This window comes from Vescimonas sanitatis (assembly GCF_049060325.1).
Lineage (GTDB): Bacteria > Bacillota > Clostridia > Oscillospirales > Oscillospiraceae > Vescimonas > Vescimonas sanitatis.
Genome location: NZ_JBMGPW010000003.1, coordinates 148,124 through 173,282, shown reverse-complemented (window position 1 = coordinate 173,282; position 25,159 = coordinate 148,124). Strand labels below are relative to the sequence as shown.

Sequence of the window (25,159 nt, the reverse complement as noted above, 5' to 3'; positions counted from 1 at the left end):
CCGCCGCCTAATGCACTACTCGGACGCTAAAAATCCCGGATTTCCGGGCTTTTTCTGCAAATCCTTTACAATGAGTTTCTCAATCTTTTTATGGATTGTATCGGTTGCCTTTTCACTCGGCAACGCTTGAACAAGATAGGTGATTTTCCCTATTTTGCGTTCGGTTGTAATTGTCTGTTTTTTATCCATTAGAAAAACCTCCTTTTCCTGTATGGATAAACTATATTCGTCAAAAGGCAAAAACGGGCGGTTGTTAGCTGCAACCTCACGGGAGTTTCACCCCGGCCCATGCTTATGGGTGCGCCGCGCAATACTTTGAGGGTGTTCAACGCGGGAGTATCATTGTGCCGCCTTGTATGTCGTCGCCCACAAGCTGCTAAACCTGTTTTACGGCGCGGTAGTTCTCGCTCGGCTTTTCCCCTATGGGGAAAAGCTGTCATGGCGTACCCGCCGACTGGCTCGGTACAGACGGAATGTACCCGTTTGCCTGTTATGCTGCGCACCAAAGGCCGCTTTCTTTGTCAAAGAACAATAGGCTTTGTCGGCCTGCAAAAGCACATCAACAGCGGATATGCTTTTGCGGAACGACAAATAGCCCATAACGGGAAGCGTGGAAAGGGGACACGCTCCCCGCATGGGCTAAAAGATTATCCTACATGAAAAGCAAGGGTGCGGGTAATAAGGCGCACTTGCAGCCTGTTACGCATTTCCTCGTCCACATAGGAATAGGTATTGCCCGCGTCGTCTTTCAGCGTGCGGGTACAAAGTTTCGCTATGTAACCCTCGTAGTGCTTCAAGATCGCGCACATGGCGGTTGTGTCGCCGTTTGCCGCTGCGGAAATGACAGGGAACGGCAACAGATTTTCAGACTTCCTAACGGTATTCATCATCTGCTTTTCCCTCCAAATACTGTTTGATTTTCGCAAGCGCGGATTTCCTGTGCCGGAAAACCGTCGTGCGTACAACATTCAGCAGTTCGCCAATTTCCGCGTCGCTCATATCCAAGAAGTAGGACAAAAGGATAATGTCGCGTTTCCTTTCGGGCAAAGCGTTAAGGGCTTCGGCAAGCAGTTCATTTTTGACGAGTACATCAAAGCCGGACACTTGAAAACGGAAATAATCGCTTTCGTATTCGTCCGTTGTGAAAAGCTGCGCGAGTTCGCTTTCGCTCAAATCCGAAAAAGTAACTTCGCGTGCTGCGCGTTTCGCAAGAGTGCGGCGGTGGCTTTTCGCTTCGCCGACCAAAGTTTTCTTTGCTAATGCGTCGTACTGATGTTGTATTCTTTCCTTGTCGGAAGAAGATAGCTCCATAGAGTTCACCTCCTTCCCGCGTGGAGTAGAGGACGGGAGTTAAGGGCTTGTCCTCTCTGCCCCTTTCGCTCCGTACCCGTTCGGGAGATGGCTCTTGAGTGCGCTTTTCAGAAAAAAGTTGAAAAAAGCAAAATGCGCCCGTCCGCAAGACGCGGACGGGCGCAAAGGAAATGTAAGCAGTAGCTAAATGTATTGACAGTTCACATTCATAGCCGGAATATCCCGCTTGCGGAGCATAGCTTTTTTTGACCGCAAAGCATTAGGCGGGTTACAGTAAATAAAAATGGACACGGCGATACCTCCCCGATACCGCCGTATCCTTAAAAAAGGGCGACTTTAATACACTACCCGCAATCCATTCTATAATAGGGAACAGCGGCTTTTGCGCAATATTAAATAAAAAAGCCGATAACACATAGGTTTTTTGACCTAATGCGTTATCGGCTCTGCGTCTATGCGTCTGGCACTTTTAATCATTTTTTTTTGAATTTATTATATGTGTTAGCTAACTGTCCACAAGCCGCGTTAATCTCTCTGCCATGAGAAACTCTCATAGTAACTTCAAGTCCTGCTTGCTCTAATTGATGTTTGAATGCAACTATTTCCCGTTTCTGTGGTGCTTTAATTCTTGAATTGCTTGTTGGGTTGTATTGTAACACGTTAATCATAACTTTTTTGCCCCGAAACCATTTTGCAAGTTGTCTTACATCTGAGGGCCGGTCATTTATACCCGGTAAAAGCAAATACGCAAAGACAATTTTGCGATTATGCCTTTCAGAATAGGATAAGGCTTGCTTAACAACATCTTCAATAGCATATATGCGCATGTGAGGAATAATACGATTTCTTGCAGATTGTGTTGCTGCGTGTAAAGATATTGTCAACTGAATTTTAAGATGTTCCTCGCGCAATTTTTTTAATTGATCGACCGGACCAACTGTTGATATGGTAATGCCGTCGGTTGGAAAGTTGAGCCCATATCTATCTCGGAGAATATGGATTGCTTTTATCAAGTTGTCATAATTGAATAAAGGCTCTCCCATACCCATAAAAACGATACGGTTTACTTTTCGACGCAACAATATAATCTGTTGTACGATTTCTGACGATGTTAGATTACGAACAAAGCCATTTCGCCCGGACTCACAAAAAATACAACCAACAGGACAACCGACTTGTGTGCTCACGCAAACAGTTCCACCATCTCGCCGCTTGATAAAAACCGTTTCAATGTATTTGTTGTCTTTCAGTTCGTAAACATACTTTTCAGTATCACTGCTTTTGCAAATATTTTTTACCAACATTGATAGATTTTTTTTGCGTGGTAATTGCTTATATAATTCTTCATATAAGGCTTTTGCTTCATTCTCGCCAATAACTTCCGACATTTCTTTGTAAGTAAATCCGTATGGATCATTCCGTACTTCCGCAGGCGTATATTTAGGTAAACGTTTCATTTTTATATCCTTTCTTCTAAATAATAAAAGTTTGTTTTTCTGTATTTTTGATTACAATCTCTAATTTTTCTACATCAATGATATGCGTCAATTTGCATTTAGGGCAGAAAAGAGGAAAATCTTTTAATACAGTATTATGAAATACTTGAACTCTCGTCTTTCCGTTACAAATCGGACATTTTATCCAATATTTTTTAAGCATTATATTTCACTCGTCCTTTTTACACAAAAAAATGCAGGTCAATCCTCAACATGAGCATTGACCTGCATTTATAATGCACAGAGCAGTACAACAAAACTAAGGCATAGCTTGCACTATGTCTATACTATATCTATACGTCGTTAGTTTTTTGTATAGCATCCGCAAAATAAGCATGACAAAAAAGCCCATGTTGAAAATGGGAAAATCCTTTTTTTCAATGCTTATCTAATACGCATGCTATGCAACATAAACGCCGCCTCCTTTTACATAAATTTTATTTTATCAGAAAATCAGTCTACTGTCAATACACAACAGGAAGTATTTAACCTAATGATATGAATTGTGTGGACATATCCAAAAAGAAAGGTGAACTGTAAAATGTAACAGGGTGAATGAAAATGGCAAAAAGACCCGTACCATTGTACGACTTTAAGGCTTTCGGGGCAGCTATAAAAGCCGCGAGAAATGAATACGGCGAGAGCCGCAAAAAGGTAAGCGACGAGTTATATATTTCCCCGCGCTACCTTGCGAATATCGAGAACAAGGGACAACAGCCGAGTTTACAGGTATTCTATGACCTTGTAACCCGGTATCATATTTCGGTAGATCAATTTTTCTTCCCGAACAGCAATGCGGAGAAATCCACCGGGCGGCGGCAGCTTGACGCGCTGCTGGACGGTATGAGCGATAAAGGCATACGGATTGTAACCGCAACAGCAAGGGAGATAACGGAAGTCGAAAAAGCAGAGGATTAACCTCACAATATGAGAAATCGGGAGATTGCAGCGCATGGCGGCTGCAATCTTTTTTTGCGTCCAAAATCAAAGGAACGCGCAACAAATACCGCCTTTCGGTGGGGGTATGGAGTAGATAGCAAGCACAGCAAACGAGTACCCGTTTGCGGAAAATGCTTGTTGGGATAATCCCAAACCCTTATACCGAAAGGCGGTGCGGAAATGGAAAACCGAAAGAGAAATATACAGATGAAGTTTTACGTTACGGAAGAAGAAAAGCGGCTGATCGACGAGAAGATGAAGCAGCTTCCCATAAAGCAGTATGGGGCATACTTCCGTAAAATGGCGATAGACGGGTATATTCTTGTCGTTGACCGAAGCGACACAAAAGCATATATCCGGGAACTGCAAGCGGTGAGCCGGAACATCAACCAAATTGCAAAACGCGCCAATGCGACGGGGACGGTTTACAGGCAGGATATAGAGGACATTAAAAAGGCGGTGGACGAGATATGGCGGTTACAAAGACGCACCCTATTAAATCAACCTTAAAGGCTGCGATAGACTATATCTTAAATCCCGAAAAGACAGACGGGAAGCTGCTTGCGTCCTCTTTCGGCTGCGGGCTGGAAACCGCCGATATTGAGTTTGCATGGACGCGGGAAGCTGCCGGAGATCGCGGCACACATTTAGGGCGGCACTTGATACAATCCTTTGCGGTGGGAGAAACCACACCGGAAGAAGCGCACAAAATCGGCATGGAACTTGCCGGGGCGGTATTAGGCGGCAAGTATGAGTTTGTTTTGACAACTCACGTCGATAAAGACCATCTGCATAATCACTTGATTTTTAACTCGGTCAGCTTCGTTGACTACAAAAAGTACCATTCCAACAAACAAAGCTATTACCATATCCGGCGCACCAGCGACAGGATATGTAAAGAGCATGGGCTATCCGTCGTCGTGCCGGGACAGGACAGAGGGAAAAGCTATGCGGAATATACCGCCGAAAAGCAAGGTACAAGCTATAAAGCCAAGCTGAAAACGGCGATAGATAACCTCATTCCCCGAGTGAAAGATTTTGACGAACTGCTGCGCCGCTTGCAGGAAATGGGATATGAAATCAAACAGGGCAAATACATTTCTTTCCGCGCCGCCGGACAGGAACGGTTTACCCGCACAAAGACGCTCGGCGCGGCCTATACGGAAGAAGCGATAAAGGAGCGTATCAAGGGCGTGTATGTTGCCAAAACAAAAACGCTGCGGGAAGATAAAAAAATCCGGCTTGTCGTTGATCTTGAAAACAGTATCAAAGCCCAACAGTCGGCGGGCTATGAACGGTGGGCGAAAATCCATAATCTGAAACAGGCTGCTAAAAGCATGAACTTCCTAACCGAAAATAAGATTGAGTATTACAGCGAACTTGAAAGCAAAATCGCGGATATTATGACCGCCCATGACGCGGCGGCAAAGGCGGTTAAGGAAGTGGAACAGCGTATGTCTGATTTGTCGCTGCTTATCAAGCACACCACCACATACCGACAGTTAAAACCGATTTACGATGAATACCGAAAATCGCCGGACAAGGAAAAGTATCTGCGGGGACATGAAAGCGAAATTATCCTGTTTGAAGCTGCGGCAAGGGCATTAAAGGAAATGCAGATAAAGAAGCTGCCCGATCTCGCCGCGCTGCGCAAGGAGTATAGAAGCTTAAACGACAGGAAAACCAAATTGTATGAAGATTATCGGCAAGCCAAGAAGCAAATGCAGGAATACGGCGTTGTCAAAAAGAACGTCGATAGTATTCTTTACCCGTCCCAAAGCAGGGCGCGGGAGCAGGAGCGATAAGGCGCAAAACATGGGGTGGCAAGTGGAATGTTAAGGGCTGAAAACGCCTGTGTTTCTGCGGCTTCCAGCGCATGAAAACGACATAGACGATAAAGTATATTCAAACCCGCAAAAACGGCTTTCTAATTGTCCACGCAAGGACAAAAAAAGAACAGGGGCGCGGTGCCGGAAATCGGCAACCGCGCCCCTGTTCTCTATGGGCTATTCCTCGTCGGTCAAGATAAACTCCCTTTCGGAAAACTCGCTGTCCGTCATGGCTTGCAGCTTGTTCACCGCTGCGGCGGCAAGCTGGCGCATATCCTCGTCCATGTAGGGCATGGCGGCAAGGATATTTTCAAGCGTTGTTTCCCGGCTGTCCTCGGCGTAGATCGCAACAATGTTTTCTTCCTCAATGGTAAAGCGGGTATTCATGCTATCAAACCTCCAAATCCTTTTTATGCTCTTTCTGTTTATCTTTCGGCTGCTGCGCCGCCTGTTTCTTGTATTCGTCCAGCTTCTTCAAAATGGACGGTTTTTTCTGCGGCTGTTCCCGTTTCTCGGCTTTTACCGCTTTTGCAAGGTCGGTAACGGAAATCGCTTCCCCCGCCTTTGCCCGCTGCTCAAAATCCGCGACGGTGGGCGTTTGCGGCGTATTATTGATAAGCCCGTCAAAATTGTTGTCGTTCTGCTCTATGGTGTCCTCGACGTGCTTTAAGGGATTATCCCGCTGCGGCTGCTCGGCGGCTATGGCATAAGCCTGTGTGCCATTTCCCATAATGAGATACTTCCCGTCCTCCGACGCATGATGAAAACCAAAGCCCGCCGCTTCGATCTGTTCACGGCTCATATCGGTAATATGAAAATTGCCCCTCGGCGTTCTAACGGTTTCACCCGTCAAAAGGCTGTCGGGGGTCGCTTCCGGCTGCTGCTTTTCAAGCTGCCCGTCCTTGTAGGAATATCCTTGCGCCGCGATTGCTTCAAGGGTCTTGCCCGTAACGTCGCCATAAATCCGCTTGTCTGCGTCAACCAGCATTTGCAAAGTGTCTTGTACGGTGTCGGACAAGGCTTGCTGCTGTTCGGGCGGCAGCTTGTCAAATACGGGGGTCTGCTGCTCCTGCAAAAACTCCGGCACTTGCTGAAAACCGATACTGTCTACATAGTGGGCGGTGTCCTCGTCGTTCTGATGAAGCACAACAATGTCGGAAACGGAAAGGCTATGCCCCTTAAAGTCGGCGGGGTGGTCGATATTAAACCTTTCCCAAATGTCGCCCAGCGTCATATCCTTTGTAAGCGGTGCAGTATAGACGAGTTCATAATTTACCCGGTCAATGGTAAGTCCAGCCGCTTGCAGACGGTCATAAGGCTCAAAGCGCAAGTCCCTTGTTTCGTCCCCGCGCTTTAACTGATAAATGGAAAAGGTATCGCCCTGCTCCTGCTCGGCTTGCCGCTGCTGCTGCAACTCGGTAAAATGCCCCTCAATCTCGGTAATGAGTTCCTTTGCGGTGGTCTGTATTGTTTCAAGGGACGCTTTTAACTCGGTCATTTCCTTGCCGCTGCTCCAACCAGCCACATAGCCGAAAGAGTAATCGGAAGTATCAAGGCCGAAATGCTGGCAAACCGTATAAGCGACGCTTTCCGCTTCTACCTCGCAGGTATGGCGGTCAACGCGGTTTTGCTGCTCCGGCGGGGCGTTTAAGTCTACGTCGTGCAGCTTCGCATGGGCGATTTCGTGAATGGCGGTCTTTACCGCCTGTAATTCACTCACGCCCTCTTTGATTGCAATACGCTTGTCGGTCAAACTGAAATACCCATTTGCGCCGTTTGTGATCTGCTCAAATGCAATCGGGACGGGGGACGCTTTTTCAAGGGCGGCGAAAAAATCCTCGTACTGCTCCACATCGGCAAGCAGCGGTTTAACGGAAAGGTCGGGAAACTCCTTGCCCTCGGTCTGCGAAATATCAAAGACGGTTATAACCTTAAAGGCGGGGACGGTGATTTCCTTTTCTTCCTTTACCACTTTTCCCTCGCGGTCAAGCATGGGCTTTCTCGTTTCGGGGTCGATTTTATCAACCAGCTTTTTCACCTTGTAGGGCGCGGGGGCAAAGATTTTAATGCCTTTCTCGCCTTTCTTTACATGGCGGTCAAACTCCTTTTCCCATTGACGGAAGCCCATTACCAAATTGCCGCCCTGCATAGCAATTAGGATAGTGTTATTCAAACTATAATCATGGAACTTTGACATAGCGGTTAGAAACTCTTTGTAGCGGTCGCTGTCAAAAATCGCCTGTACGCCCTGTTCCAAACGCGCGGTGATCTCCTTTACCTTTTCGGCGGGCTTTTCGGAAGTAAGGATAATGGGGACGACGGGGCGGGGCTGCTGCGGCTCTGCGGCCTGTGCGTCTGCTTGCTGCGTTTCGGCTGCGTCCATATAGGCTTTGTCCTGTTCGCCGCGCTCCGGCTGCGGGTAACTCATAATGCGGTATTCTTCCGGCACTTCGCGCCCCTCAAACTGCCGTTCCCACTCGTCGCCGCTTTCCACGATATAGCCGTACTCGGTAAACGCGCCTTTTTCCTGCGCGGCAGCGTTCCTGCCAAAAGTAGAAAGGTCAATGCCGCCTTTCCATTCTTCGGGCATTTGTACCATGCCGGATTGATTTAAGTAATAGTCGCCCAAATCGTGGTAGTTATGTACTTCGGGGATATGGACGTAAAAATCCACGTTGTAGGTGAAGTCAATTACCTGTCCAATATTTGCAAGCCCGTTTTTCTGCTGCAAAGCTGCGTTCAGCTTGCCAACCTCGGCGGGGTCAAGCTGTTCGAGCCGCGCCGCAAGAAAATTGAGTTCGTCCACGTCGGCGGCGCATACCATTTCATAAGGCAAGGCAATATGTTTCTCCGGGTCGTCGGAATAGCCGCGAATGGAAAAATCCTGCGGGTTGTCGGCGGTAATGCCGACGTTCCGCATAGCTTCGTGCAACTGCTCCTTTGTGGCGGGCATATCCAACCAATAGCCGCCGGGGTCGCCCGCGTCAAAGCGGCTGCGGTTGCCTATCATAATAGAAAACTGTTCGCTCATGTGTTCACGCTCCTTTTCCTGCCCGGTATTTTCGGGGATAGCTGCCGCCTGTTGCTGCTGCGGGGGTTCTTCGCCCTCTATGGTGTAGTCCGGCATGAGCATACCGTTTACTTTGAAATAGTCGGCGTACTCCTGCGGGATAGGCGGGGAGATTTCCGTAAACAAGCGGTCATACGCTTTGATACGCCCATTCAGATACTTTTCCATAGCTGCCTTGTCGGTGAAAACCTTTCTATCTTGTCCGGCAATCTTCGCTTGCCCGTTCCTGTTCGGGCTGTTGGTATAAACGCCCCATGTGAGAGAATAGGAGTAAGGGACGCTTTGCTGCTTCTCCCTGTCGTAACGGGTGTTTTCGTAAATGTGGTAATTCATCTGATATACCCGGTTGCTGCGAATATGGCGGTTATGCTCGGTGGTCTGCCACTCGTTAGCGGTGTGCTGGACGTGCGGCGTTCTCACATATTCAAGTGTTTTATCCAGCAAAAGCGTTCTTCCCGCCTGTTCTTCCCATGCGGCGGCGCGTTCTTTAAGGTCGTCAAAAATCGCCTGTTCTGCCGCCGCGCTTTCGCTGCGCATGGAAAGTAGCTGCGCAATCGGCAAGGAAGCATAAGGGGCAATCTCCCTGTCCTTTGCTTCAAAATATATCCGGCGTTCTATCCGCATGGTTTCGGCGGCTTCTAATTTGTCATGGTCGTATGAGGAATACGGCATATTCTTTCATCACGTCCTTTCTCGGTCATATAAGGGTTTGGGACTATCCCAACAAGCAAAATGCCCGCGCTCTCTATGGGAAGCGCGGGCATTTCTCGCAAACGGGTACTCGTTTGCTGTGCTTGCTATGTAGTTGTTTTTATCCGTAAACGCCTGTTTCTCTCGCTTTGGGCTTTCTGTCTGCGGCGTATCTTTGCCGCGCAATCGGGGCAGTATTTCGCCCGGTTGCTGCCCGCCGCAAACGTGCTGCCGCATACCGCGCAACGCTTCAAATCGGTTTCCCCGCTGCGGGTGATCTGTTCGCAAAGCTGCCTGTCGGCGGGTAATACCGCTTCGCGGAAATAGCGGCATAGCAGCGAATAGCTGATACTCTGCACACAAACGCAAGTTTCCCCGTCGTCCAGCAGCAGACAATTCCCGCAATCGTTGTTTGCACAAGCGGCGCGGGTCATTTTCTTTACGGCGCGGTATTGCTTTTCATCAAGCCTTATCATTTTCGGTTCTGCTCGACGCGGAAGTTTACATACTTGCCGCCTGTGTCGGCAAGCAGCACAACTCCGTCAAAGGTCTTTCCCGTCTTGGTCGAGTACATACCTTTGATTTTTACCTTTCCGTCTTTCAAAAGGGCGGCGGCAATCGCCTTTGTGAAAGCCTTTTTGCGCTGCTCAAAAAAGCGGTCATTCTTCCACATCACAAAGCTGCAAGCCCTGTCGGAGCAGTAAAAGTTTTTCTTGCCCTCGTAAACCGCCGCGCCGCAACGGGGGCAAGTGCCGATTGCTTCCCGCTGCGGGGTAAACAGCTTCGCTTTATCCTCGGAAATCGCGGAATAGGTCTTGACAAGCCCCGCTGTCATTTCCTCAATCCCGCGCATGAAGTCGGCGGGGCTGTCGCTGCCCTTTGCAATCCCGGTAAGGCGCGTTTCCCATTCTGCCGTAAGCTGCGGGGACGTAAGGCTGTCGGGCAGAATAGCGACAAGGTTATACCCGTCCTTTGTGGGGATTAGCTTTTTGCCCTTGCGCTCGGCAAAGCCCGCGCTAATGAGTTTTTCAATGATACCCGCCCGCGTCGCGGTGGTGCCTAACCCTTTGCGCTCCGCGTCCTCCGGCGTGTCCTCCTTTCCCGCACTCTCCATAGCCGAAAGTAACGTATCTTCGGTAAATGCCTTTGGGGGCTGCGTGTAACGTTCGGAGATCTCCGCTGCCGGATTGTCAAAGGTCTGCCCCTCGGCAAGCGGGGGTAAAACCGCTTCCGGCTCTGCGTCCTCGTCCTGTTCCCCGGACGCGGCGCGGGATAGTCTTTCAATCTCGCGCCAACCCTCGCAAAGCGTCGTCCTGCCCTTTGCGGTAAAGGTATAGCCGCCGCAAGTGAAAACCGCCGTAACCGCTTCATACTCATAGGGCGCGGCAACGGCGCAAAGCAGTTTTGCGCACACAAGGGTCATTAGCTTTTTCTCACTTTCGGCAAGGGAAGAAAAGCCCGTTTTCACAAACTCCGCTGTCGGCAAAATGGCGTGATGGTCGGTTACTTTGCTGTTGTCGCAAATCCTCGCAAGGTCGGCTTGCAGCTTCACGCCCTGCATAAAGGGGAGAGCAGCGCAAAGGCCGGTGATAAGTTCCTTTGTGCTGCCCTCCATATCGGAAGTGATATATTTGCTGTCGGTGCGGGGATAGGTCAAAAGCCGTTTTTCATAAAGGGCTTGCGCATAGTCAAGGGTCTGTTTCGCCGTAAACCCATACAAACGGTTTGCTTCCCGCTGCAAGGCGGTGAGGTCAAACAGTTTCGGCGGGGCTGCGGTCTTTTTCTCTTTTTTAAGGGAAGTACAAACGGCCTGCGATTTCTCGCAAGCCGCTTTCATCTGCCGCGCCGCCGCTTCGTCGTCCTGCCTTTCGGAAAGGGCGGCAACGCCGCCAACGTCCAGCCGGACGACATGATATTTCTCTTTCTTAAAGCTGCTGATTGCATAGTCGCGGTTTACCAGCATAGCAAGGGTGGGCGTTTGCACTCTGCCGACATTCAATGTTTTATGGTAGAGGATAGAGAAAAGGCGGGTCGCGTTAATGCCAATGAGCCAATCGGCCTTTGCTCTGCAAAGCGCGGATTGATAGAGGTTGTCATAGCCGCGCCCGTCTTTGAGATTTGAAAAGCCCTCGCGGATTGCACTTGCTTCCATGCTGCTAATCCAAAGGCGGGAAAAGGGCTTTTTGCAATTCGCCTGTTCATAGACAAAGCGGAAAATGAGTTCCCCCTCGCGCCCGCTGTCGCAAGCATTGATAATCTCGGTAACGTCGCTGCGGTGCATAAGGTCTTTGAGAATGGAAAACTGCTGCTCCTTGCCGCTGGCAACAATAAACTGCCACTCCTGCGGGACAATGGGAAGATCGTCGTACTTCCATTTACGGAATTGTTCATTGTAGGTCGCCGCGTCTGCAAGGCTAATCAAATGCCCGATACACCACGACACAAGGTAGCCGCCGCCCTCAAAATATCCGCTGCGCTTTTCATTCGCGCCCATAACGGCGGCAATCGCCGCCCCGACGCTCGGTTTTTCTGCAATTACAAGTTTCATAGATTATCGTCCTCCTGCTCGGTCTGTTCGGTTTCGACTACTTCCGTTTCCTCGTCGTCCTCGTCAAAATCAAGGTCGTCAAGGCTGCTGCTGCCTTTCGCCGCGTCCTTTTTGGGCTTCAAAATCTTAAAGTAGTAGAACGCGCCGCCGCCCGCTGCGGCAACAAGCAGCACGACAAGCAGAATACCCATGCCGCCGCCTTTTTCTTCTTCCGGCGGCTGCTCGGTTTCTTCCGGCTCCGGCTCGGCTTCCTTGCCCGCGCACTCGCTCATGTTGACGCTGCAAACGGGACAATCGGTGTTGACGCTTCCGGCAACGCATTTTTCAGTACAGCTACAAACGGGGGCTTCGGTCTGCCCGTCCTCCATAAGGGCGGTTAAATCCGCTTCGTCCACTTGGTTAAGGAAATGGACGGTATTTTCCCCGTCCTCGGCGCGGTCAATGATGATGTAAAAATAGTTTCCGTTTTTCGTAACGACGGTAATAAACTGCTTATCGCCGGACGCTTCGCCCGTTATGTCGTCCACAAGGCTCATGTTGCCCTCCGGCGTTAAGGGCTGCGGCTCATAGCCGCCCGTCGTTTCTTCCGGCTCGGTTTCGGTTACGGGGGTAGGCGGCTCGTCGCTCACATCACCGCCGCCCGCAAAAGCGGTAACAGAAAAGCCGCCCATGAGTACAAGGGCGGCAAGCAAAGCGGTAACGCTGCGGAACAGTTTTTTATGCTTCATCTTCGGTTTCCTCCTGTTCGTCGGTGTAGTCTGCGTCCGGCTGTGGCAAGGCAATTTCGCCGCTGGCGTAAGCGGAGAGGAACGCGGCAAGCTGCGCCCCGTCAAGGTGTACCGCTTTCACCATTTGAACGATCTGCGCGTTTTCTTCCTCGATTTTCTGCGCTTCAAGGTCTTTCAGCCTTTTTTGGTATTCAAGGATTTTCGCCCTCGTTTTCTCAATATCCCTTTCGATACGGTCAAGTTTCGTGTTTGCCATAGAAATAAACTCCTTTCAAAGTCAGTTGTAATGTAGCCGCCCATAGGCGTAAAAATGGGATTGCCAATAGCTTGTATCAAGTTTTGCGTATTGTATCGGGTCGCCACAATGCAGCATGACGGGGCTTCCGTCCCCGTCCTCGCCAACGTAGATACCCACATGAGATACCCCCGGCGTGTCGTATGTACCCGTAAAGAAAACCAAATCCCCCGGCTGCGGGTTGGAAACGCGGGTTGAAATGTTGTAAAGCCCTTGCGCCCCAAGTCTGCCCGTATTGTATAGGCCGCTGTTCGTCAATACATAACTCACAAAGCCGCTGCAATCAAAAGAGGTTTCCGGGGTGCTGCCGCCCCACACATAGGGAAAGCCGACGTATTTATCCGCTTCCTCTATGAGCCGCGCAAACTGTTCATCGGAATTAAGCAGCGCGGCGGGTACTTCATAATCGGCGGGCGGGTTTTCATAGTATTTAGACACATAGCCGGACGACGGGAACAAATCGGGGCGGTTTCCCAGCGACGACATATACATAGCGTACATGGATAGCTGTTCCTCGCCCATGATGTAGACGGGGACATGGGAAAGGTTGAAGTTTTCCAAATCCACATGGAGAATGTAATAGTTGTAGGGTACTTCAACCTCATATTCGTTGCCCTCGCTGTCCGTCCTCGTTTCGGTGCGGTATCGTACCTGTACTTCTTCCTCAACGGTCAAGATATACTGTTTCTCAAAGAGCATTTCAAGGGTGCTTTGCGCTTCATCAAGGGTAAACACGCCCTCATGCAGCGCGGAAAGGATAGAGATTAGCACATAGGGGTCATGCTCGATCTCGTCCGCGTTCACCCGGTATTCGTCATAGCCGGGGTATTCGCGCTCGATATTATTCAGCATATCTTGTAACTCGGCTTCCATAGCGGCATACGCGCTTTCCGCGCCTGTAATATCCGCGTCCTCGGAAAGATAGGACGACGCAATTAAGCCGCTGCCGCTGTTGCCGCCAAAGAGGGAGCAAGAGGACAAGCCGCCGAAAAGCAGAAGCACGATAAAGGCAATCCCGCCCACAAGCAAGCAGCCTTTCCAGTGCCGGACGACAAAGAACGTCGCCCGTTTGGTTTCCTGCGCGGTTTTCTTCGCCGCCTTTGCGGTGGCTTCGGCGGTCTTTTTCACTTTGCCGCCCGCTTTCAGCGTCTTTGCATACTGCTTTTTAATGCGCTGCTTCTGCCAAAAACGGGAAATCGGGTTTGAGTGCGCAAGGGCGGGGTTATCGTGCAGCGCCTTTTGATAGAGGAAATCGGCGTTTGCCTTTACCGCCTTTCTCTCGGCTGCCGCCGCTGCCCGGTAGGGTTTCAGCTTGTGGCTGCGTATGCCGCGCTTTACCGTCCGCGCCGCCATACCGCCCGCTTTCTCGCCCGCAAGTTCTACCCTGTGCCCGCTTTCCACACCGACATTTTCTTTCTCAACCTCGTAGATTTTCCCATGTACGGTGCTGTTCAACTCCTGCGCCGGACGGGACAAGGGGTTATGCCGCAACTTGCCGTTTGGGGGCTTATCCGTCTTTTCAAAGGAAAGGCGCGTCTTTGCCTTGCCTTTCGCTTCGTCAAAAACGCGCTCTTTCTTGATTTTGGTCTGCTTGGGGATAGCCGCCCGCGCTGCGTCTAAACGGTCTGCCGCTTTCTCGGATTTACGGATAGATTTCTGCAATTCCGGCGTTGCCCGTTCCGCTTCGGAAAACTGCAAGCGGGAAGTATGGGTTTTTAGCTGCGCCGCGTCAAGGGCTTTTTTCCCTGCGCCCTTTGCCGCTTGCCGTTCAACCTCTGCGCCGATACGGTCAACAGCCTTTTCTGCCGCTGCGGTAGGGGCTTGGGAATAGTTTTCCTCCTGCGGCCTTTCGCTGATACTCGTTGTTTCGCCCGTCGTGAGGTTTTCCGCAACCGCCCCGTCGCGGGTCATTTTCTGCGTTACCTTGTCGGGGGCTTTCCATTCCTTGCTCAATCTTCATCACCTCCAATCCGCTGTTTTGCAAGGGTGCAATAGTCGGGGTTTAACTCAATGCCGATATAGCGGCGGGAAAGGTGCTTTGCCGCCGCTGCGGTGGTGCCGCTGCCTAAAAACGGATCAAGGACAATCCCGCCCACGGGACAGCCCGCCAAAATGCACGTTTCCGCAAGTTTGGGCGGGTATGCTGCGAAATGCCCGCCATGATACGCGACATTGTTGATCTGCCAAACGTTGCGACGGCTGCGGACGGGACAAATCAACTCGTCGGCGTATGCGCCCTTTTCGCGGGGGCGGTTGATTTTCTGCGGCTGGTTTTGCCCCGGAACAGTAACGTTATACTTGTTTCCTTTGCTAACTCCGCTTTTCAGCCGCCCCGCCGTTGTGGGGGCTATCGGCTCGGCTACTGCTTGCCAATTGTAGTAATACTTCTTTGACTTGGTAAGCAGAAACACATATTCATAGCAGCGGGTCGGCCTGTCCCGCGTGCTTTCTGGCATGGGGTTTGTTTTGTGCCAAATGATAGAACTGCGCAAATACCAACCGTCGCCCCGCAAGGCAAGGGCTACAAGCCACGGAATACCGATTAAATCTTTGGGCTTACAGCCGGGGGCGCGGTGGTTGAACGCCACTTGCTGCCCGTTCCTGCCTTTGGGATATTTGGGGTCTTGGTGGTCGGCTTTGCTGCCTGTGCCGCAATAAGTGTCCGCGATATTCAGCCAACAAGTCCCCTCCGGCGTAAGCACCCGCTTTACCTCATGGAATACCGCCGTAATGCGGGAAACATATTCTTCCGGCGTTGCTTCCCGTCCGATCTGCCCGTCTGCGCCATAGTCCCGCAAGGCATAGTAGGGCGGGGACGTTACGCAACAATCAACTGCGTTTTCCGGCAAGGTTTGAAGCACCTGCAAGCTGTCGCCGCAATAGATTTTGTCCGTTTCTATCCTCATGCCGACACCTCGCCGGGTTTGGTCGTCATGACGCGGTACAGTTCCGTATCCTGCGGGAAACGGTCAATAAAGGGCAAAATCACGTTGCCGTAGAAAATAAGCCCCTCGCCCGCGTCGGAATGGGTTACATAGGTCATTTGCTGCTGCGAAATGTTAAGCTGCTTTGCAAGGATTTCCCTGTCGCCCTGTGCTTGGTTGAGCATATAGACAAAATCGCTGTTTTCAAAAACGTTTGAAACTTCTCTGCTCGTCAAAAGGTCTTTGACGTTCTGCGTGATACCTGTCGGAATACCGCCCCACTTCCTAAAACGCTTCCAAATCTCGACGCTGTATGCTGCGGTCTGTTCCTCTTTCAAGAGTAAATGAAATTCGTCGATGTAATACCGCGTCGCCTTGCCCTCGCTGCGGTTTACCGTTACTCTGTTCCATACTTGGTCTTGGACGATAAGCATACCGACTTTTTTAAGCTGCGTACCGAGTTCCTTAATATCAAAGCAGACAAGGCGATTATGAATGTCAACGTTTGTCCTGTGGTTAAAAATGTTCAAGCTGCCGTTTACATAGAGTTCCAATGCCGCCGCGATACGCTGCGCTTCCTTTTCCGGCTGCTTCTTGATCTCGTCGTAGAGGTCGCCCAAAATCGGCATATTCTCCGGCTTCGGGTCGGCAAGGTAGTTGCGGTACACGCTGATAACAGCGCGGTCAATCAAGGTCTTTTCGACAGCTTCCAGCCCGTTTTTACCTCCCATAATCAACTCACAAAAGGAAAGGATAAAATCGCTCTTTAAGGCTATGGGCGTGTCGCCCTCGCTGTAATTGAGGTTAATATCCATAGGGTTAATGTACTGCGTGCTGTTCTGCGAAACCTTGATAACCTGTCCTTTCAAACGTCCGACAAGGGGGTAATATTCGGCTTCGGGGTCGCAAATGATAATGTCGTCGGACGTGATAAGAAAAGCGTTTGTGATTTCGCGTTTTGCAGAAAAACTTTTGCCGCTGCCCGGTGTGCCGAGTATCAAGCCGTTGGGATTTTTCAGCTTCTTTCGGTCGCACAAAATCATGTTGTTGGAAAGGGCGTTTAAGCCGTAATACAATGCTTCGCCGCTTTGGAACAGCTCTTGCACCGTAAAGGGAACGAAAACGGCGGTGCTGCTGGTCGTCAAGCCGCGCTGGATATGGATAAGGTTTTCCCCCAACGGGATAGAGGACATAAGCCCCTGTTCCTGCCGGTAGTCAAGGCGGGTCAAAATGCAGTTGTATTTCTGCGCGATTGCCGCCGCTCCAAATACTTCGTTATCCAATTTCTGCTTGGTATCTGCAAGGTTTAAGACAAGCAGCGTAAGCAGAAACATTCTTTCGTTGCGGCTCTGCAAATCGCGGAGTAGGTTTTTTGCTTCCCCGCCGTAGGTGGCAAGGTCGGACGGAATAATATCCATGTCGTAGCCGCTGCGGATTGCTTTTTTCTGTTCCTCGATTTTCATACGGTCAAGGTCGGTAATCTTGCGCTTAATCGTCTTGATTGCTTCGTTGTGGTCGATACTCTGAATGTGCAGATTGACGATAATCCCGTTTTCCGCGTCCATGAAGTCGGCAAGCATACGGTCGGAGAGTTCCGGCGCGACGATCTGCAAAAAGGAAACTACGCCAAACTTGCCGCCCATTTGAAACATTCGCCCGTCGCCAAATCGGAAAGAGGACGGCGCGATAAAGTCTTTGACAGAAAGACCGCTTGCGGGTAGCCATTCCCACGCAAAGTTAAAGCGTTCCCCGTCCGGGTGGAAAATCCCATGCAGCACTTCAAGACGCTGTTTCCCGTCCAATACCCGCGCCGCCGCGCCGATCACCTTAAAATGGTTGAGGGTGTCCGTTTCAATGCGGGCAAGACGCGCCCGCGCCGATCTAATGTCCTTTGCTTCAACGGTAAAGGTGAGAAACTTGGTCTTGATAAGCCCGTTGTTTCCGCGTTCAAGCTGCGTCCTAAGCATTTCGGTGTATTCTGCTCTGATACTGTCGAAGTCATCATTCTGCGGCGCAATCGTGATACTGTTCTTGAAATCGTCCTTGTTCGCATGGCGGCTGATTAGGGAAAGCTGCACGCTGATAGAAGCGTCGAACGAGTTATACATATCGCAAAGGGCTTCAAAAATGGCGGTTTTGTCGTCCGGCTGCGCAAGCTGATAGTTGATGTCCTCAAACTCAATGCACTTGGAATACCGCCCGTTTGCAAGGCGGCAAATCCCGTCCTTATACATTCGCTCAAACGGTATGCTGTCCTGCGCCGTATGGGGCTTCCCGTCGCCCTTTGCCTGTCGGATAAGGGTATCTATCTGTTTTCTTTCCTGTCGGGAAAGTTTACGCTTTTCGTTTTGGGTGTTTTTCTTTTCCTTTGACAATCGCCCGTACCTCCTTATCTAATTGCTCTTGCCGCGCAAGGGCGGCATAAAAATTGTTGGTCTGATAAGGTCGCTCTTTGGGGCGAAGAAACTTCACTTCCACAAATTGCCGAATAATCACTTCCAGCGGTTGCCCGTTTTTCTCGTACATGGCAAGCAAAAACATAGGCAGCATGGCAAGCACCATGCACAATGCCGCTGTGGTTGTTCCAACGCTGTCTTTTACCAAAAAGAACAGCGGCAGTCCGATTGCTACCGCCGCGCTGAAACAAATTAGCTGTCGTTTCGTAAGGTTGAACATTACCTTGCTTTTGATTTTTGTTAAGTCCTTTGGGACGGTTACATACGCCATTTCAAACCTCCTTTCTGCCCGGAATGTAATCTTCAAAACGGGGGACAGCATAGAAAAGCCGTTTGTTATTTACCCACCGTTGCAAATGGCGGGTAACAGGCGGGGCGGTTGGACGCTCGTAAATCATCACATACGGGTCAAAGCCCATAGCCCGCAAGGTGTTCACGCGGTATAAATCCTGTTCGTGAGTGCTGCCGTAGTTGGTAAGAACATACACGCGCCGCTGGCGGCTGCTCTTAATGGCGGTCAAATCCAAAAAACGTTGGAAATACCCGGTTAAGTCCTCGTCGGGATTATCCCATGCAAAATGTACCGCTTTTATCCGTACCCGATTTAACAGGCTGACATTATCCCTGTTCACAAGGCGAATATCCAGCCCTTGCGAAAAATCCACCCATGCGCGGCTTCGTATAAGCTGCTCAATGAGATTTTCATGGTCGGGACAGGCAAGCAGATTAGCGTCCATGATTTTTATTTCCGGCTGCCATTTCCAAAACTCGGACAAATCCGCAACCTTAACACTTTTGCGTCCCTCTTTACTGCTGACAATGCAAAACCCGCAATTTCTCGGACAACCCCGGCTTAAAAAGCCGTAGGCAATCCCGAAAAACTGCGGGTAGATAGAATAATCCGGGTAACTGTGTTCCACTTCCGGCGGCAAGCGGTTTTTCGTGTCGTAGCCCGTACCGCCGAAAATAACTTGTTCCGCGTTGGTAACGGTTATCGTGTCTTTGGAATAGGTGTCCGTAAAGACGCGGCTTTTATATACAAGGTCGTACCGCCCCTTTGCGTTCCACCATTCCACCGTATGCCCCTTTGCTTTATGATACGCGGATAGCTTCATCAAGCAGAGGTTGGGGAAATTATGGCTGTCAACGTCGATTAAACCGATTTTCAAATCATAACTCACCCCCTTAATGTGCCGAAAAGACGCTCTTTGCAAGGCTTCCCGTTTTGAAAAGCGTAAAGCACAAGAGGACGGTATAGCCCATGCAAGCCCAGATCGCGCCGGAAATGTCGTCGGTCGCTGCGATTGTTTGTATCAACACCGCATAAATGCCGACACACACCAAGATCAGAAACGCCTGAAAACCAAGCGCAAGCAAAGATTTTAAGTAATTCTGTCCCATGCTGCCCCATTCGTGATTTACCATTGTTGCCATAGGGATAGGGGCAACGCTCGTTACAAGATATATTTCAATCATGCGCCCATACACCACAAGCATAATGCAGATTGACAGGGCTTTCATGGTAAGCCCTACAAAGAGGGATTGAAACCATAACCCCAAAAGACCGCCCACGCTCATAGCGTCGAGTTTTGCTTCAATGTCGGTAATGACGGTGGTAACGTCTATGCTTGTATCGGATATGATAACCCCCGCGCTCTGATTGACGAAGCTCTGCGTAACGTCGAAAACTCCCATGACGATGTTCCAAGTGTTTGTTACCAGCAGCACCGCAACAAAGGTCTTAAAAATCCATTTGAAGAAAATCCAAGTGTCGAGATCGTGCAGATTGTTTTTTTCAATTACAAGCTGGATTAGTTCATAACACATGACAAAGGTAATGATAACGCCCGCAATCGGTACAATGACGTTTTCCGAAAGGCTGCGTATCATGTTGAATATGCCCGCGTTCCACCCGGCGGGGGTCGTGCCGACTTGTGTTGCGATTTCTCCAACCTCTGTATTTACGCTGTCAAACAAGCCGGAAAGGTTCGATAAAATCCCGTCTGTCAAAATGCCGCGAAACCAATCTTCAATCATCTGCCATATCAAAAGTTAATCCCTCCTTTCCCGCGCCCTCCCGTTTCCGAGAGGGCGCGGCGGGTGGTATTTGTTTTAGGCATTATCCAAAAAGTTGAGAAAGCAGGGGAACAAGGGTGCCGCCGATCAAAGCGACGCCGCCGCCCGCCATGAGCTGCTTCATGCCCTGGCTCTTTGTTGATGTGTGATAAAGAAGTAATAGAAGTGCAAAAAATTTTGCCGTTCCTATCCGGCACTTAGCTCTTGTGTCGGATAGGTCGGGCGGTTATTCGGGCAAGTCCACCTTGCCAACAAAAGAATAATAAATCTCAATGTCCTGCCTACGGGTCTTGTTCTCGTCATAGCTGCACTCATGCACAACGATTTTCTCTACAAACTCCCGCAACAAAGTAGGGGTAAGTTCTTCAAAGCTGGTATGCCGCCGGACAACATTCATAAACTTTTCTGCGTTCACGGTGGCTTCCTGTGCTTTGGAAAGCTCCGCTTGAATAACAGCGGCTCTTTCTTTCAGTTCCCGTTGCTCCGCTTCATAGTCTGCCGACAGCTCTGTGAAACGCTCGTCTGATATGCGCCCGGTCACGCTGTCCTCATACAGTCGCTTGAAGATAGCGGATAACTCGGCTATGCGTTTCTCGGTGGCTTCCAGCTCCTTTTTCTTGGCGGCGTTCCTGCGCTTGCCCCCGTCCTCGTTCTGCTCAATCAAGAGCTTCATAAACCGGGCTTCATGCTTTGCCGCATAGCTGGTCACTTTCCGCAGATTGGAGAGTACACCAGCGGTCAAGAGGTCGGTGCGGATAAAGTGCGCCGTACAGTCATGGGTGCGTTTCTTGTAGTTGCCGCAGATATAACAGTCCTGCTTGCGCTTGTCCGTCTGGTATCGCTGCTGATACATCACGCTGCCGCAGTCCGCACAGAACAGTATGCCGGAGAACAAACCCACTTCATCATAGCGGTTTGGGCGTTTGCGCTGTTTGCGAAGCTCCTGCACCCGTTCCCATGTTTGGGTGTCTATGATAGGCTCGTGGTGGTTCCCGAAAATCACTTGCTTTTCCGGGGGATTTTCTACACTGTGCTTGACTTTGTAAGAAAGTTTTTCTGTCTTGAAATTTACCAGACAGCCCGTGTATTCCCGGTTTTCAAGGATATGCACTACGGTATTGGTCGCCCACTTGCACTCATAGCCGGGGTGGTAGCGGCGGGTGCTGCCCGTCCTGCGGTATTCAAGCGTTCCCGGCGTGGGGATTTGCTGCTCTGTGAGCATACGGGCTATCTTGGTCGGACCGTTCCCGGCAAGGCAGAGGTTGTATATCTGCTTAACTACGGGTGCAGCTTCATCGTCAATAATGAAATTTTCGTCCTCGTCCATGAGGTAGCCATACACAGGTTTGCTTGTGATTGGCTTGCCACTCATACCTTTTGAGCGTTTTACTGCTTTGATTTTCTTGCTCGTATCTCTCACCAGCCATTCGTTAAAGATATTCCGCAGCGGGGCAAAGTCATTGTCGCCCTGTGCGCTGTCCACTCCGTCATTGATAGCGATGAAGCGGACGCCTTTCTGTGGGAAAACCATTTCCGTGTACATTCCCACTTGCAGGTAGTTTCGCCCTAACCTCGACATATCCTTTACGATAACTGTCCCGACTTTTCCGGCTTCAATGTCCGCAAGCATGGCTTGAAAACCGGGTCTTTGAAAGTTCGCACCAGAATAACCGTCGTCCGTGTACCAGCGCAGATTGGAAAAGCCGTTCTGCTTTGCATAGGTTTCAAGAATACGCTTCTGGTTGGAAATGGAATTGCTCTCGCCTTGCAGCTCGTCCTCATGGGAAAGTCTTGGGTAAAGGGCGGTAATTGGTTGTTGGTTGGTCTGTCTTAACATAAAATCCTCCGTTTCCGACAGCCAGCCCCACTATTCCGTATTTCGATTATACCACATGGGGCGGCTGTCTGTATAGCGGCTTCTGCTTCTTTACCGCCTGTCAAAATGACGATTTTTTACTGTGCGGCTTCTCGCTGCAAAAAAGATAGAAAAGTTCATAACTCTGTGATATACTTTACCGTAAATACACATCAGACATTGCAGGAGAGAAAATGAAAACTATATTACTTCATGGATTAGGGCAAACATCATCAAGCTGGAAAAATACGATTAACACTATGGGGAAAAGTGCGGACATTTTATGCCCGAACCTTTTTGATTGGTTTGAAGATAAAGAGGTCTGCTATCAAGTTTTATATCTTGCTTTCTCCGAATACTGTAAGCAATTTTCAGAACCGGTCAATATCTGTGGGCTATCTTTAGGCGGTATTCTCGCATTGCAATATGGGATTGAAAATCCAGATAAAATAAACTCTTTGGCGTTGGTTGCGACACAATATACAATGCCGAAAAAACTCTTGCAATTTCAAAATATGCTCTTTCGGTTTATGCCTAAAAGAACATTTGAAAGCATGGGACTTGGTAAAACGGATTTTATCAATCTGTCAAAATCCATGATAAACTTGGATTTCCAAAAAGAATTGAAGTGTATCAATAGCCCTGTAATGGTTATCTGCGGGGAGAAAGATGCAGCAAATAAACAGGCTTCTTTACAGCTTCAATCGCAGTTACCACAAGCCGAATTATTAGTGATTAAAAATTCTGGACATGAAGTAAACATAGACGCTCCCGAAGATTTGGGGAAAGCACTCTCCGCATTTTTCAACCTATAATTTCTCCGCCAGCGGTCACGCCAAAAGCGTGACCGCTTTTCAGTATCATGTTAAATCACCGTTTTTTGTGTAGCAGTTTCCGCTTCCAGCACTTTCATCATCTTGTCGGCTGCGGTGGCTGTGGTATCTTTCTTGAAAAAGCCGGACACAACAAGCACGGTGTTACCCATGCGGATCTCCGTCACGCAGTCCGGGCGGCGGTCGGTGCGGTCATTGTTATTCTGTTTGTTTTCTGTCATAGGCAACTCCTTTCATTTCAACAGTTCTTTTAGTCCATTGAGCTTGGCTTGTGCCGTTTCCTTTCGGAAGTTCTTGCCTGTAAAGAGGATAGGCAGACACATTTCAAGCACTCGGTCATAGATACGGGCGTGGGCGGTGTCCTGTGGATTCTGCAGTTCCGTAAGGCTTAGATTGGTGGTGACAATCAGCGGCTTTCGGCTGCGGTATCGGCTGTCAATTACATTGTAGACCTGTTCCAAACCGTACTCTGTGCCACGCTCCATACCAAAATCATCAAGTATCAGCAGAGGGAAACGGCAAAGACGCTCGATATATTCGTTTCGCCCCTCAAAGCTGGCAGTTAAATCATTCAGTATCGCAGAAAAGTTTGTCATGCGGACGGAGATTTCCTGTTCCATAAGGGCATTGGCAATGCACCCGGCAAAATAGCTTTTTCCTGTGCCTACCTTGCCCCACAAGAGCAGACCATAGTTGTTTTCTCTCATCTGCTCCCAATGCTCCACATATAAATGTGCCTTGCTCATCTGCGGGCATTTGCCGTTGTCATGTGCAAAAGTCCATTCCTGCATGGTGAGGTCGGTAAAGCCCCGGCGTTTCAGTTCCATAACGGTGTTAAGGTGTCGTCTGCGTTCCTCGGCGGATTCACATTCCAAACGCTTCTCCCGTTGGCAGTCACATTCTGTCGGGTGCTTGTCATGCCCCAACCATGCGGCGGTTTCTTTGGGAAAGTAGGCTTCTTTCGCCGTGCGGCATTTGCTGCAGTAAAGCAGACCGTCCTCGCCCGTGTAGTCCTCCGGCTCTGCGGTAGTAGTCATCATATTCAAAACGGTATCGGTAAAAAGTTCAGTCATAAACTCTCGCCCTCCTTAAAGGTGTAATCGGGTATGCCTTTTTTCGGCGGTTTCTTGGCTTCGTCCTCCTGCGCCCACTTGTATATCGTGGCTGCATGACTGCGGTATTTCGTTCCTTTGGACGCTATATGAGTAGATAAGCGGTCAATATAATACTCCCATTTGTCGGGCAGTTCCGCTTTCAGCTCGTCCAGTTCCGTATCGGAAAGAAAAACATTGTTGTATCTGCCATAGCTGCGGGCGGGGGCTTGTCCCGTTTCTAACTCTCTCTCTTTTTCTATCTCTATATCTATCTCTTTCTTTATCTCTATCTCTGGCGGACGAATGTCGGACAAATGTCCGCCGTTTGTCCGGGGTGGTGGCAAAGCCTTGTTTGCAAGCCTTGCCGCCCGTTTTCGTTCCGCTTCGGTAGAGGATTGCCCTATCATCAGTTCAATATCGGTCATGTAGAGCAAGCCGCCGTGTAGCTGCTCCACAAGCCCCAACTGCTGAAAAATCCCTAACGCCCGTTCCACCGTGCCTACCTGCTGACGGGTAAGAGTGGCGATCATCTGTGCTGTGTAAGGGATATTCTCGTCAAGCTGCAACTTGCCGCCGTTTTTCAGCGATTTTAAGTACAGCTTCAAGAGAATGTTGGAATAGAGAATACCGTCCGGCATACTCTCCAACAGCACGATAGCGTCATCATCAAAATAGCTTTCTTTCAGTTTGAGGTAGTAATATTTGCGGTTATCTGCCATAGGCGGTGTCCTCCTTTGGTTTCCAACGCTTGGAGTAATACCGGTGGCAGAGGATAATCACGGCTCGGAAACTCTGCTTGCAATCGTGGGTGCACCCCCGGCAAAGGTCGTTATAGGTAATTCGGTTTCGGTGGTTGAGGAAAAAGCTCCATTCAATCCGCCGTTTGTTGCTCATGCGTGGCATTGGTACGCTCCTTTCTGCCGTTTCCGTGGGTATCACGGATAGGGCGGGAAAACTGTATCTTCTCGGTATCATTTTCGGGGATTTTTTGCCCTGTACGCCCTGTTTTGAGGTC

Annotated in this window: 26 protein-coding genes and 1 pseudogene; 4 read left to right on the top strand and 23 right to left on the bottom strand. The window is 49.8% G+C overall.

All coding sequences use genetic code 11. The annotated features are described in order from the left end of the window. Positions 1-15: 15 nt before the first annotated feature. The 5 genes from ACOMDU_RS05605 to ACOMDU_RS05585 form a co-directional block, all read right to left on the bottom strand. Positions 16-189 (bottom strand): transposon-encoded TnpW family protein, encoded by a 174-nt coding sequence (locus ACOMDU_RS05605; protein ID WP_002604472.1) that lies wholly within the window; start codon positions 187-189, stop codon positions 16-18. 458 nt (positions 190-647) lie between these two features. Then, a complete protein-coding gene (locus tag ACOMDU_RS05600) occupies positions 648-890 on the bottom strand; it encodes a helix-turn-helix domain-containing protein (protein WP_002604473.1) in 243 nt (80 codons plus the stop codon). Further along, complete coding sequence (locus ACOMDU_RS05595; RefSeq protein ID WP_002604474.1) at positions 874-1,311, bottom strand: sigma-70 family RNA polymerase sigma factor; 438 nt, start codon at positions 1,309-1,311, stop codon at positions 874-876. Before ACOMDU_RS05595 ends, ACOMDU_RS05600 begins: the two co-directional genes overlap by 17 nt. Positions 1,312-1,784: 473 nt before the next feature. After that, positions 1,785-2,768, bottom strand: a complete 984-nt coding sequence (gene rlmN / locus ACOMDU_RS05590) for a 23S rRNA (adenine(2503)-C(2))-methyltransferase RlmN (protein ID WP_002584956.1) — start codon at positions 2,766-2,768, stop codon at positions 1,785-1,787. Positions 2,769-2,784: 16 nt separating this feature from the next. Then, positions 2,785-2,970, bottom strand: coding sequence for a cysteine-rich KTR domain-containing protein (locus ACOMDU_RS05585; protein ID WP_003431289.1), 186 nt, complete (start codon positions 2,968-2,970; stop codon positions 2,785-2,787). A 398-nt stretch (positions 2,971-3,368) separates the two neighbouring features. Between ACOMDU_RS05585 and ACOMDU_RS05580 the strand changes: the two genes are divergently transcribed. The 3 genes from ACOMDU_RS05580 (at position 3,369) to ACOMDU_RS05570 (ending at position 5,551) form a co-directional block, all read left to right on the top strand. Beyond that, positions 3,369-3,725: a helix-turn-helix transcriptional regulator gene (locus ACOMDU_RS05580; protein ID WP_002584957.1), complete on the top strand. Its 357-nt coding sequence runs from the start codon at positions 3,369-3,371 to the stop codon at positions 3,723-3,725. Positions 3,726-3,926: 201 nt separating this feature from the next. Then, positions 3,927-4,256: a plasmid mobilization protein gene (locus ACOMDU_RS05575; protein ID WP_002584958.1), complete on the top strand. Its 330-nt coding sequence runs from the start codon at positions 3,927-3,929 to the stop codon at positions 4,254-4,256. Further along, positions 4,217-5,551: a relaxase/mobilization nuclease domain-containing protein gene (locus ACOMDU_RS05570; RefSeq protein ID WP_055143071.1), complete on the top strand. Its 1,335-nt coding sequence runs from the start codon at positions 4,217-4,219 to the stop codon at positions 5,549-5,551. Before ACOMDU_RS05575 ends, ACOMDU_RS05570 begins: the two co-directional genes overlap by 40 nt. 201 nt (positions 5,552-5,752) lie before the next feature. Here ACOMDU_RS05570 and ACOMDU_RS05565 read toward each other — a convergent pair whose 3' ends face one another. The 14 genes and pseudogenes from ACOMDU_RS05565 to ACOMDU_RS05500 form a co-directional block, all read right to left on the bottom strand. Further along, entirely contained in the window at positions 5,753-5,962 is a 210-nt protein-coding gene (locus ACOMDU_RS05565) for a transposon-transfer assisting family protein (RefSeq protein WP_002584960.1), read from the bottom strand. 4 nt (positions 5,963-5,966) lie between these two features. Further along, on the bottom strand, positions 5,967-9,317 hold the full coding sequence (locus ACOMDU_RS05560; RefSeq protein ID WP_117471272.1) for a YodL domain-containing protein: 3,351 nt from the start codon (positions 9,315-9,317) through the stop codon (positions 5,967-5,969). A gap of 125 nt (positions 9,318-9,442) precedes the next feature. Beyond that, positions 9,443-9,811 carry a cysteine-rich VLP domain-containing protein gene (locus ACOMDU_RS05555; protein ID WP_002584962.1) on the bottom strand — a complete coding sequence of 123 codons (369 nt, stop codon included), beginning with the start codon at positions 9,809-9,811 and terminating at the stop codon, positions 9,443-9,445. Further along, positions 9,808-11,883: a type IA DNA topoisomerase gene (locus ACOMDU_RS05550; protein WP_002584963.1), complete on the bottom strand. Its 2,076-nt coding sequence runs from the start codon at positions 11,881-11,883 to the stop codon at positions 9,808-9,810. The genes ACOMDU_RS05555 and ACOMDU_RS05550 overlap by 4 nt, the downstream gene beginning before the upstream one ends. Then, positions 11,880-12,611: a DUF4366 domain-containing protein gene (locus ACOMDU_RS05545; RefSeq protein WP_055143068.1), complete on the bottom strand. Its 732-nt coding sequence runs from the start codon at positions 12,609-12,611 to the stop codon at positions 11,880-11,882. The genes ACOMDU_RS05550 and ACOMDU_RS05545 overlap by 4 nt, the downstream gene beginning before the upstream one ends. Continuing rightward, positions 12,601-12,867: a DUF4315 family protein gene (locus tag ACOMDU_RS05540; RefSeq protein ID WP_003508256.1), complete on the bottom strand. Its 267-nt coding sequence runs from the start codon at positions 12,865-12,867 to the stop codon at positions 12,601-12,603. The genes ACOMDU_RS05545 and ACOMDU_RS05540 overlap by 11 nt, the downstream gene beginning before the upstream one ends. Positions 12,868-12,888: 21 nt before the next feature. After that, positions 12,889-14,817, bottom strand: a complete 1,929-nt coding sequence (locus ACOMDU_RS05535; RefSeq protein WP_431603105.1) for a C40 family peptidase — start codon at positions 14,815-14,817, stop codon at positions 12,889-12,891. Between the two features lie 38 nt (positions 14,818-14,855). Next, on the bottom strand, positions 14,856-15,812 hold the full coding sequence (locus ACOMDU_RS05530) for a DNA-methyltransferase (RefSeq protein ID WP_055143064.1): 957 nt from the start codon (positions 15,810-15,812) through the stop codon (positions 14,856-14,858). Further along, positions 15,809-18,205 carry a VirB4-like conjugal transfer ATPase, CD1110 family gene (locus tag ACOMDU_RS05525; RefSeq protein WP_055143062.1) on the bottom strand — a complete coding sequence of 799 codons (2,397 nt, stop codon included), beginning with the start codon at positions 18,203-18,205 and terminating at the stop codon, positions 15,809-15,811. Before ACOMDU_RS05525 ends, ACOMDU_RS05530 begins: the two co-directional genes overlap by 4 nt. Next, positions 18,165-18,557 (bottom strand): PrgI family protein, encoded by a 393-nt coding sequence (locus tag ACOMDU_RS05520; RefSeq protein ID WP_007860207.1) that lies wholly within the window; start codon positions 18,555-18,557, stop codon positions 18,165-18,167. The genes ACOMDU_RS05525 and ACOMDU_RS05520 overlap by 41 nt, the downstream gene beginning before the upstream one ends. A gap of 1 nt (position 18,558) precedes the next feature. After that, positions 18,559-19,467, bottom strand: a complete 909-nt coding sequence (locus ACOMDU_RS05515; protein ID WP_040415648.1) for a radical SAM protein — start codon at positions 19,465-19,467, stop codon at positions 18,559-18,561. 4 nt (positions 19,468-19,471) lie between these two features. Next, positions 19,472-20,335 (bottom strand): VirB6/TrbL-like conjugal transfer protein, CD1112 family, encoded by an 864-nt coding sequence (locus tag ACOMDU_RS05510; RefSeq protein ID WP_421129425.1) that lies wholly within the window; start codon positions 20,333-20,335, stop codon positions 19,472-19,474. Positions 20,336-20,405: 70 nt separating this feature from the next. Next, a pseudogene (locus ACOMDU_RS05505) lies at positions 20,406-20,498 on the bottom strand (Maff2 family mobile element protein); the annotation flags it as partial. A gap of 90 nt (positions 20,499-20,588) precedes the next feature. Beyond that, positions 20,589-22,199: a recombinase family protein gene (locus tag ACOMDU_RS05500; protein ID WP_270510241.1), complete on the bottom strand. Its 1,611-nt coding sequence runs from the start codon at positions 22,197-22,199 to the stop codon at positions 20,589-20,591. 212 nt (positions 22,200-22,411) lie between these two features. Between ACOMDU_RS05500 and ACOMDU_RS05495 the strand changes: the two genes are divergently transcribed. Further along, on the top strand, positions 22,412-23,032 hold the full coding sequence (locus ACOMDU_RS05495; protein ID WP_024738896.1) for an alpha/beta fold hydrolase: 621 nt from the start codon (positions 22,412-22,414) through the stop codon (positions 23,030-23,032). Between the two features lie 50 nt (positions 23,033-23,082). Here ACOMDU_RS05495 and ACOMDU_RS05490 read toward each other — a convergent pair whose 3' ends face one another. The 4 genes from ACOMDU_RS05490 to ACOMDU_RS05475 are packed head-to-tail and all read right to left on the bottom strand — an operon-like array spanning position 23,083 to position 25,047. Further along, the gene (locus ACOMDU_RS05490; RefSeq protein ID WP_024738895.1) at positions 23,083-23,271 is read right to left on the bottom strand and encodes a transposon-encoded TnpW family protein; all 189 of its coding nucleotides are present in this window, start codon (positions 23,269-23,271) and stop codon (positions 23,083-23,085) included. Between the two features lie 12 nt (positions 23,272-23,283). Continuing rightward, positions 23,284-24,123: an ATP-binding protein gene (locus tag ACOMDU_RS05485; RefSeq protein WP_118543665.1), complete on the bottom strand. Its 840-nt coding sequence runs from the start codon at positions 24,121-24,123 to the stop codon at positions 23,284-23,286. Beyond that, positions 24,120-24,863, bottom strand: coding sequence for a phage replisome organizer N-terminal domain-containing protein (locus tag ACOMDU_RS05480; protein ID WP_024738893.1), 744 nt, complete (start codon positions 24,861-24,863; stop codon positions 24,120-24,122). The genes ACOMDU_RS05485 and ACOMDU_RS05480 overlap by 4 nt, the downstream gene beginning before the upstream one ends. Continuing rightward, the gene (locus ACOMDU_RS05475) at positions 24,853-25,047 is read right to left on the bottom strand and encodes a hypothetical protein (protein WP_081731938.1); all 195 of its coding nucleotides are present in this window, start codon (positions 25,045-25,047) and stop codon (positions 24,853-24,855) included. The genes ACOMDU_RS05480 and ACOMDU_RS05475 overlap by 11 nt, the downstream gene beginning before the upstream one ends. Positions 25,048-25,159: the final 112 nt, after the last annotated feature.

Excerpts from the sequence above, each read along its gene's own strand:
- ACOMDU_RS05605 (WP_002604472.1), bottom strand. The coding sequence starts at position 189 with ATGGATAAAAAACAGACAATTACAACCGAACGCAAAATAGGGAAAATC.
- ACOMDU_RS05600 (WP_002604473.1), bottom strand. The coding sequence starts at position 890 with ATGATGAATACCGTTAGGAAGTCTGAAAATCTGTTGCCGTTCCCTGTC.
- ACOMDU_RS05595 (WP_002604474.1), bottom strand. The coding sequence starts at position 1,311 with ATGGAGCTATCTTCTTCCGACAAGGAAAGAATACAACATCAGTACGAC.
- rlmN (WP_002584956.1), bottom strand. The coding sequence starts at position 2,768 with ATGAAACGTTTACCTAAATATACGCCTGCGGAAGTACGGAATGATCCA.
- ACOMDU_RS05585 (WP_003431289.1), bottom strand. The coding sequence starts at position 2,970 with ATGCTTAAAAAATATTGGATAAAATGTCCGATTTGTAACGGAAAGACG.
- ACOMDU_RS05580 (WP_002584957.1), top strand. The coding sequence starts at position 3,369 with ATGGCAAAAAGACCCGTACCATTGTACGACTTTAAGGCTTTCGGGGCA.
- ACOMDU_RS05575 (WP_002584958.1), top strand. The coding sequence starts at position 3,927 with ATGGAAAACCGAAAGAGAAATATACAGATGAAGTTTTACGTTACGGAA.
- ACOMDU_RS05570 (WP_055143071.1), top strand. The coding sequence starts at position 4,217 with ATGGCGGTTACAAAGACGCACCCTATTAAATCAACCTTAAAGGCTGCG.
- ACOMDU_RS05565 (WP_002584960.1), bottom strand. The coding sequence starts at position 5,962 with ATGAATACCCGCTTTACCATTGAGGAAGAAAACATTGTTGCGATCTAC.
- ACOMDU_RS05560 (WP_117471272.1), bottom strand. The coding sequence starts at position 9,317 with ATGCCGTATTCCTCATACGACCATGACAAATTAGAAGCCGCCGAAACC.
- ACOMDU_RS05555 (WP_002584962.1), bottom strand. The coding sequence starts at position 9,811 with ATGATAAGGCTTGATGAAAAGCAATACCGCGCCGTAAAGAAAATGACC.
- ACOMDU_RS05550 (WP_002584963.1), bottom strand. The coding sequence starts at position 11,883 with ATGAAACTTGTAATTGCAGAAAAACCGAGCGTCGGGGCGGCGATTGCC.
- ACOMDU_RS05545 (WP_055143068.1), bottom strand. The coding sequence starts at position 12,611 with ATGAAGCATAAAAAACTGTTCCGCAGCGTTACCGCTTTGCTTGCCGCC.
- ACOMDU_RS05540 (WP_003508256.1), bottom strand. The coding sequence starts at position 12,867 with ATGGCAAACACGAAACTTGACCGTATCGAAAGGGATATTGAGAAAACG.
- ACOMDU_RS05535 (WP_431603105.1), bottom strand. The coding sequence starts at position 14,817 with ATGACCCGCGACGGGGCGGTTGCGGAAAACCTCACGACGGGCGAAACA.
- ACOMDU_RS05530 (WP_055143064.1), bottom strand. The coding sequence starts at position 15,812 with ATGAGGATAGAAACGGACAAAATCTATTGCGGCGACAGCTTGCAGGTG.
- ACOMDU_RS05520 (WP_007860207.1), bottom strand. The coding sequence starts at position 18,557 with ATGGCGTATGTAACCGTCCCAAAGGACTTAACAAAAATCAAAAGCAAG.
- ACOMDU_RS05500 (WP_270510241.1), bottom strand. The coding sequence starts at position 22,199 with ATGTTAAGACAGACCAACCAACAACCAATTACCGCCCTTTACCCAAGA.
- ACOMDU_RS05495 (WP_024738896.1), top strand. The coding sequence starts at position 22,412 with ATGAAAACTATATTACTTCATGGATTAGGGCAAACATCATCAAGCTGG.
- ACOMDU_RS05490 (WP_024738895.1), bottom strand. The coding sequence starts at position 23,271 with ATGACAGAAAACAAACAGAATAACAATGACCGCACCGACCGCCGCCCG.
- ACOMDU_RS05485 (WP_118543665.1), bottom strand. The coding sequence starts at position 24,123 with ATGACTGAACTTTTTACCGATACCGTTTTGAATATGATGACTACTACC.
- ACOMDU_RS05480 (WP_024738893.1), bottom strand. The coding sequence starts at position 24,863 with ATGGCAGATAACCGCAAATATTACTACCTCAAACTGAAAGAAAGCTAT.
- ACOMDU_RS05475 (WP_081731938.1), bottom strand. The coding sequence starts at position 25,047 with ATGCCACGCATGAGCAACAAACGGCGGATTGAATGGAGCTTTTTCCTC.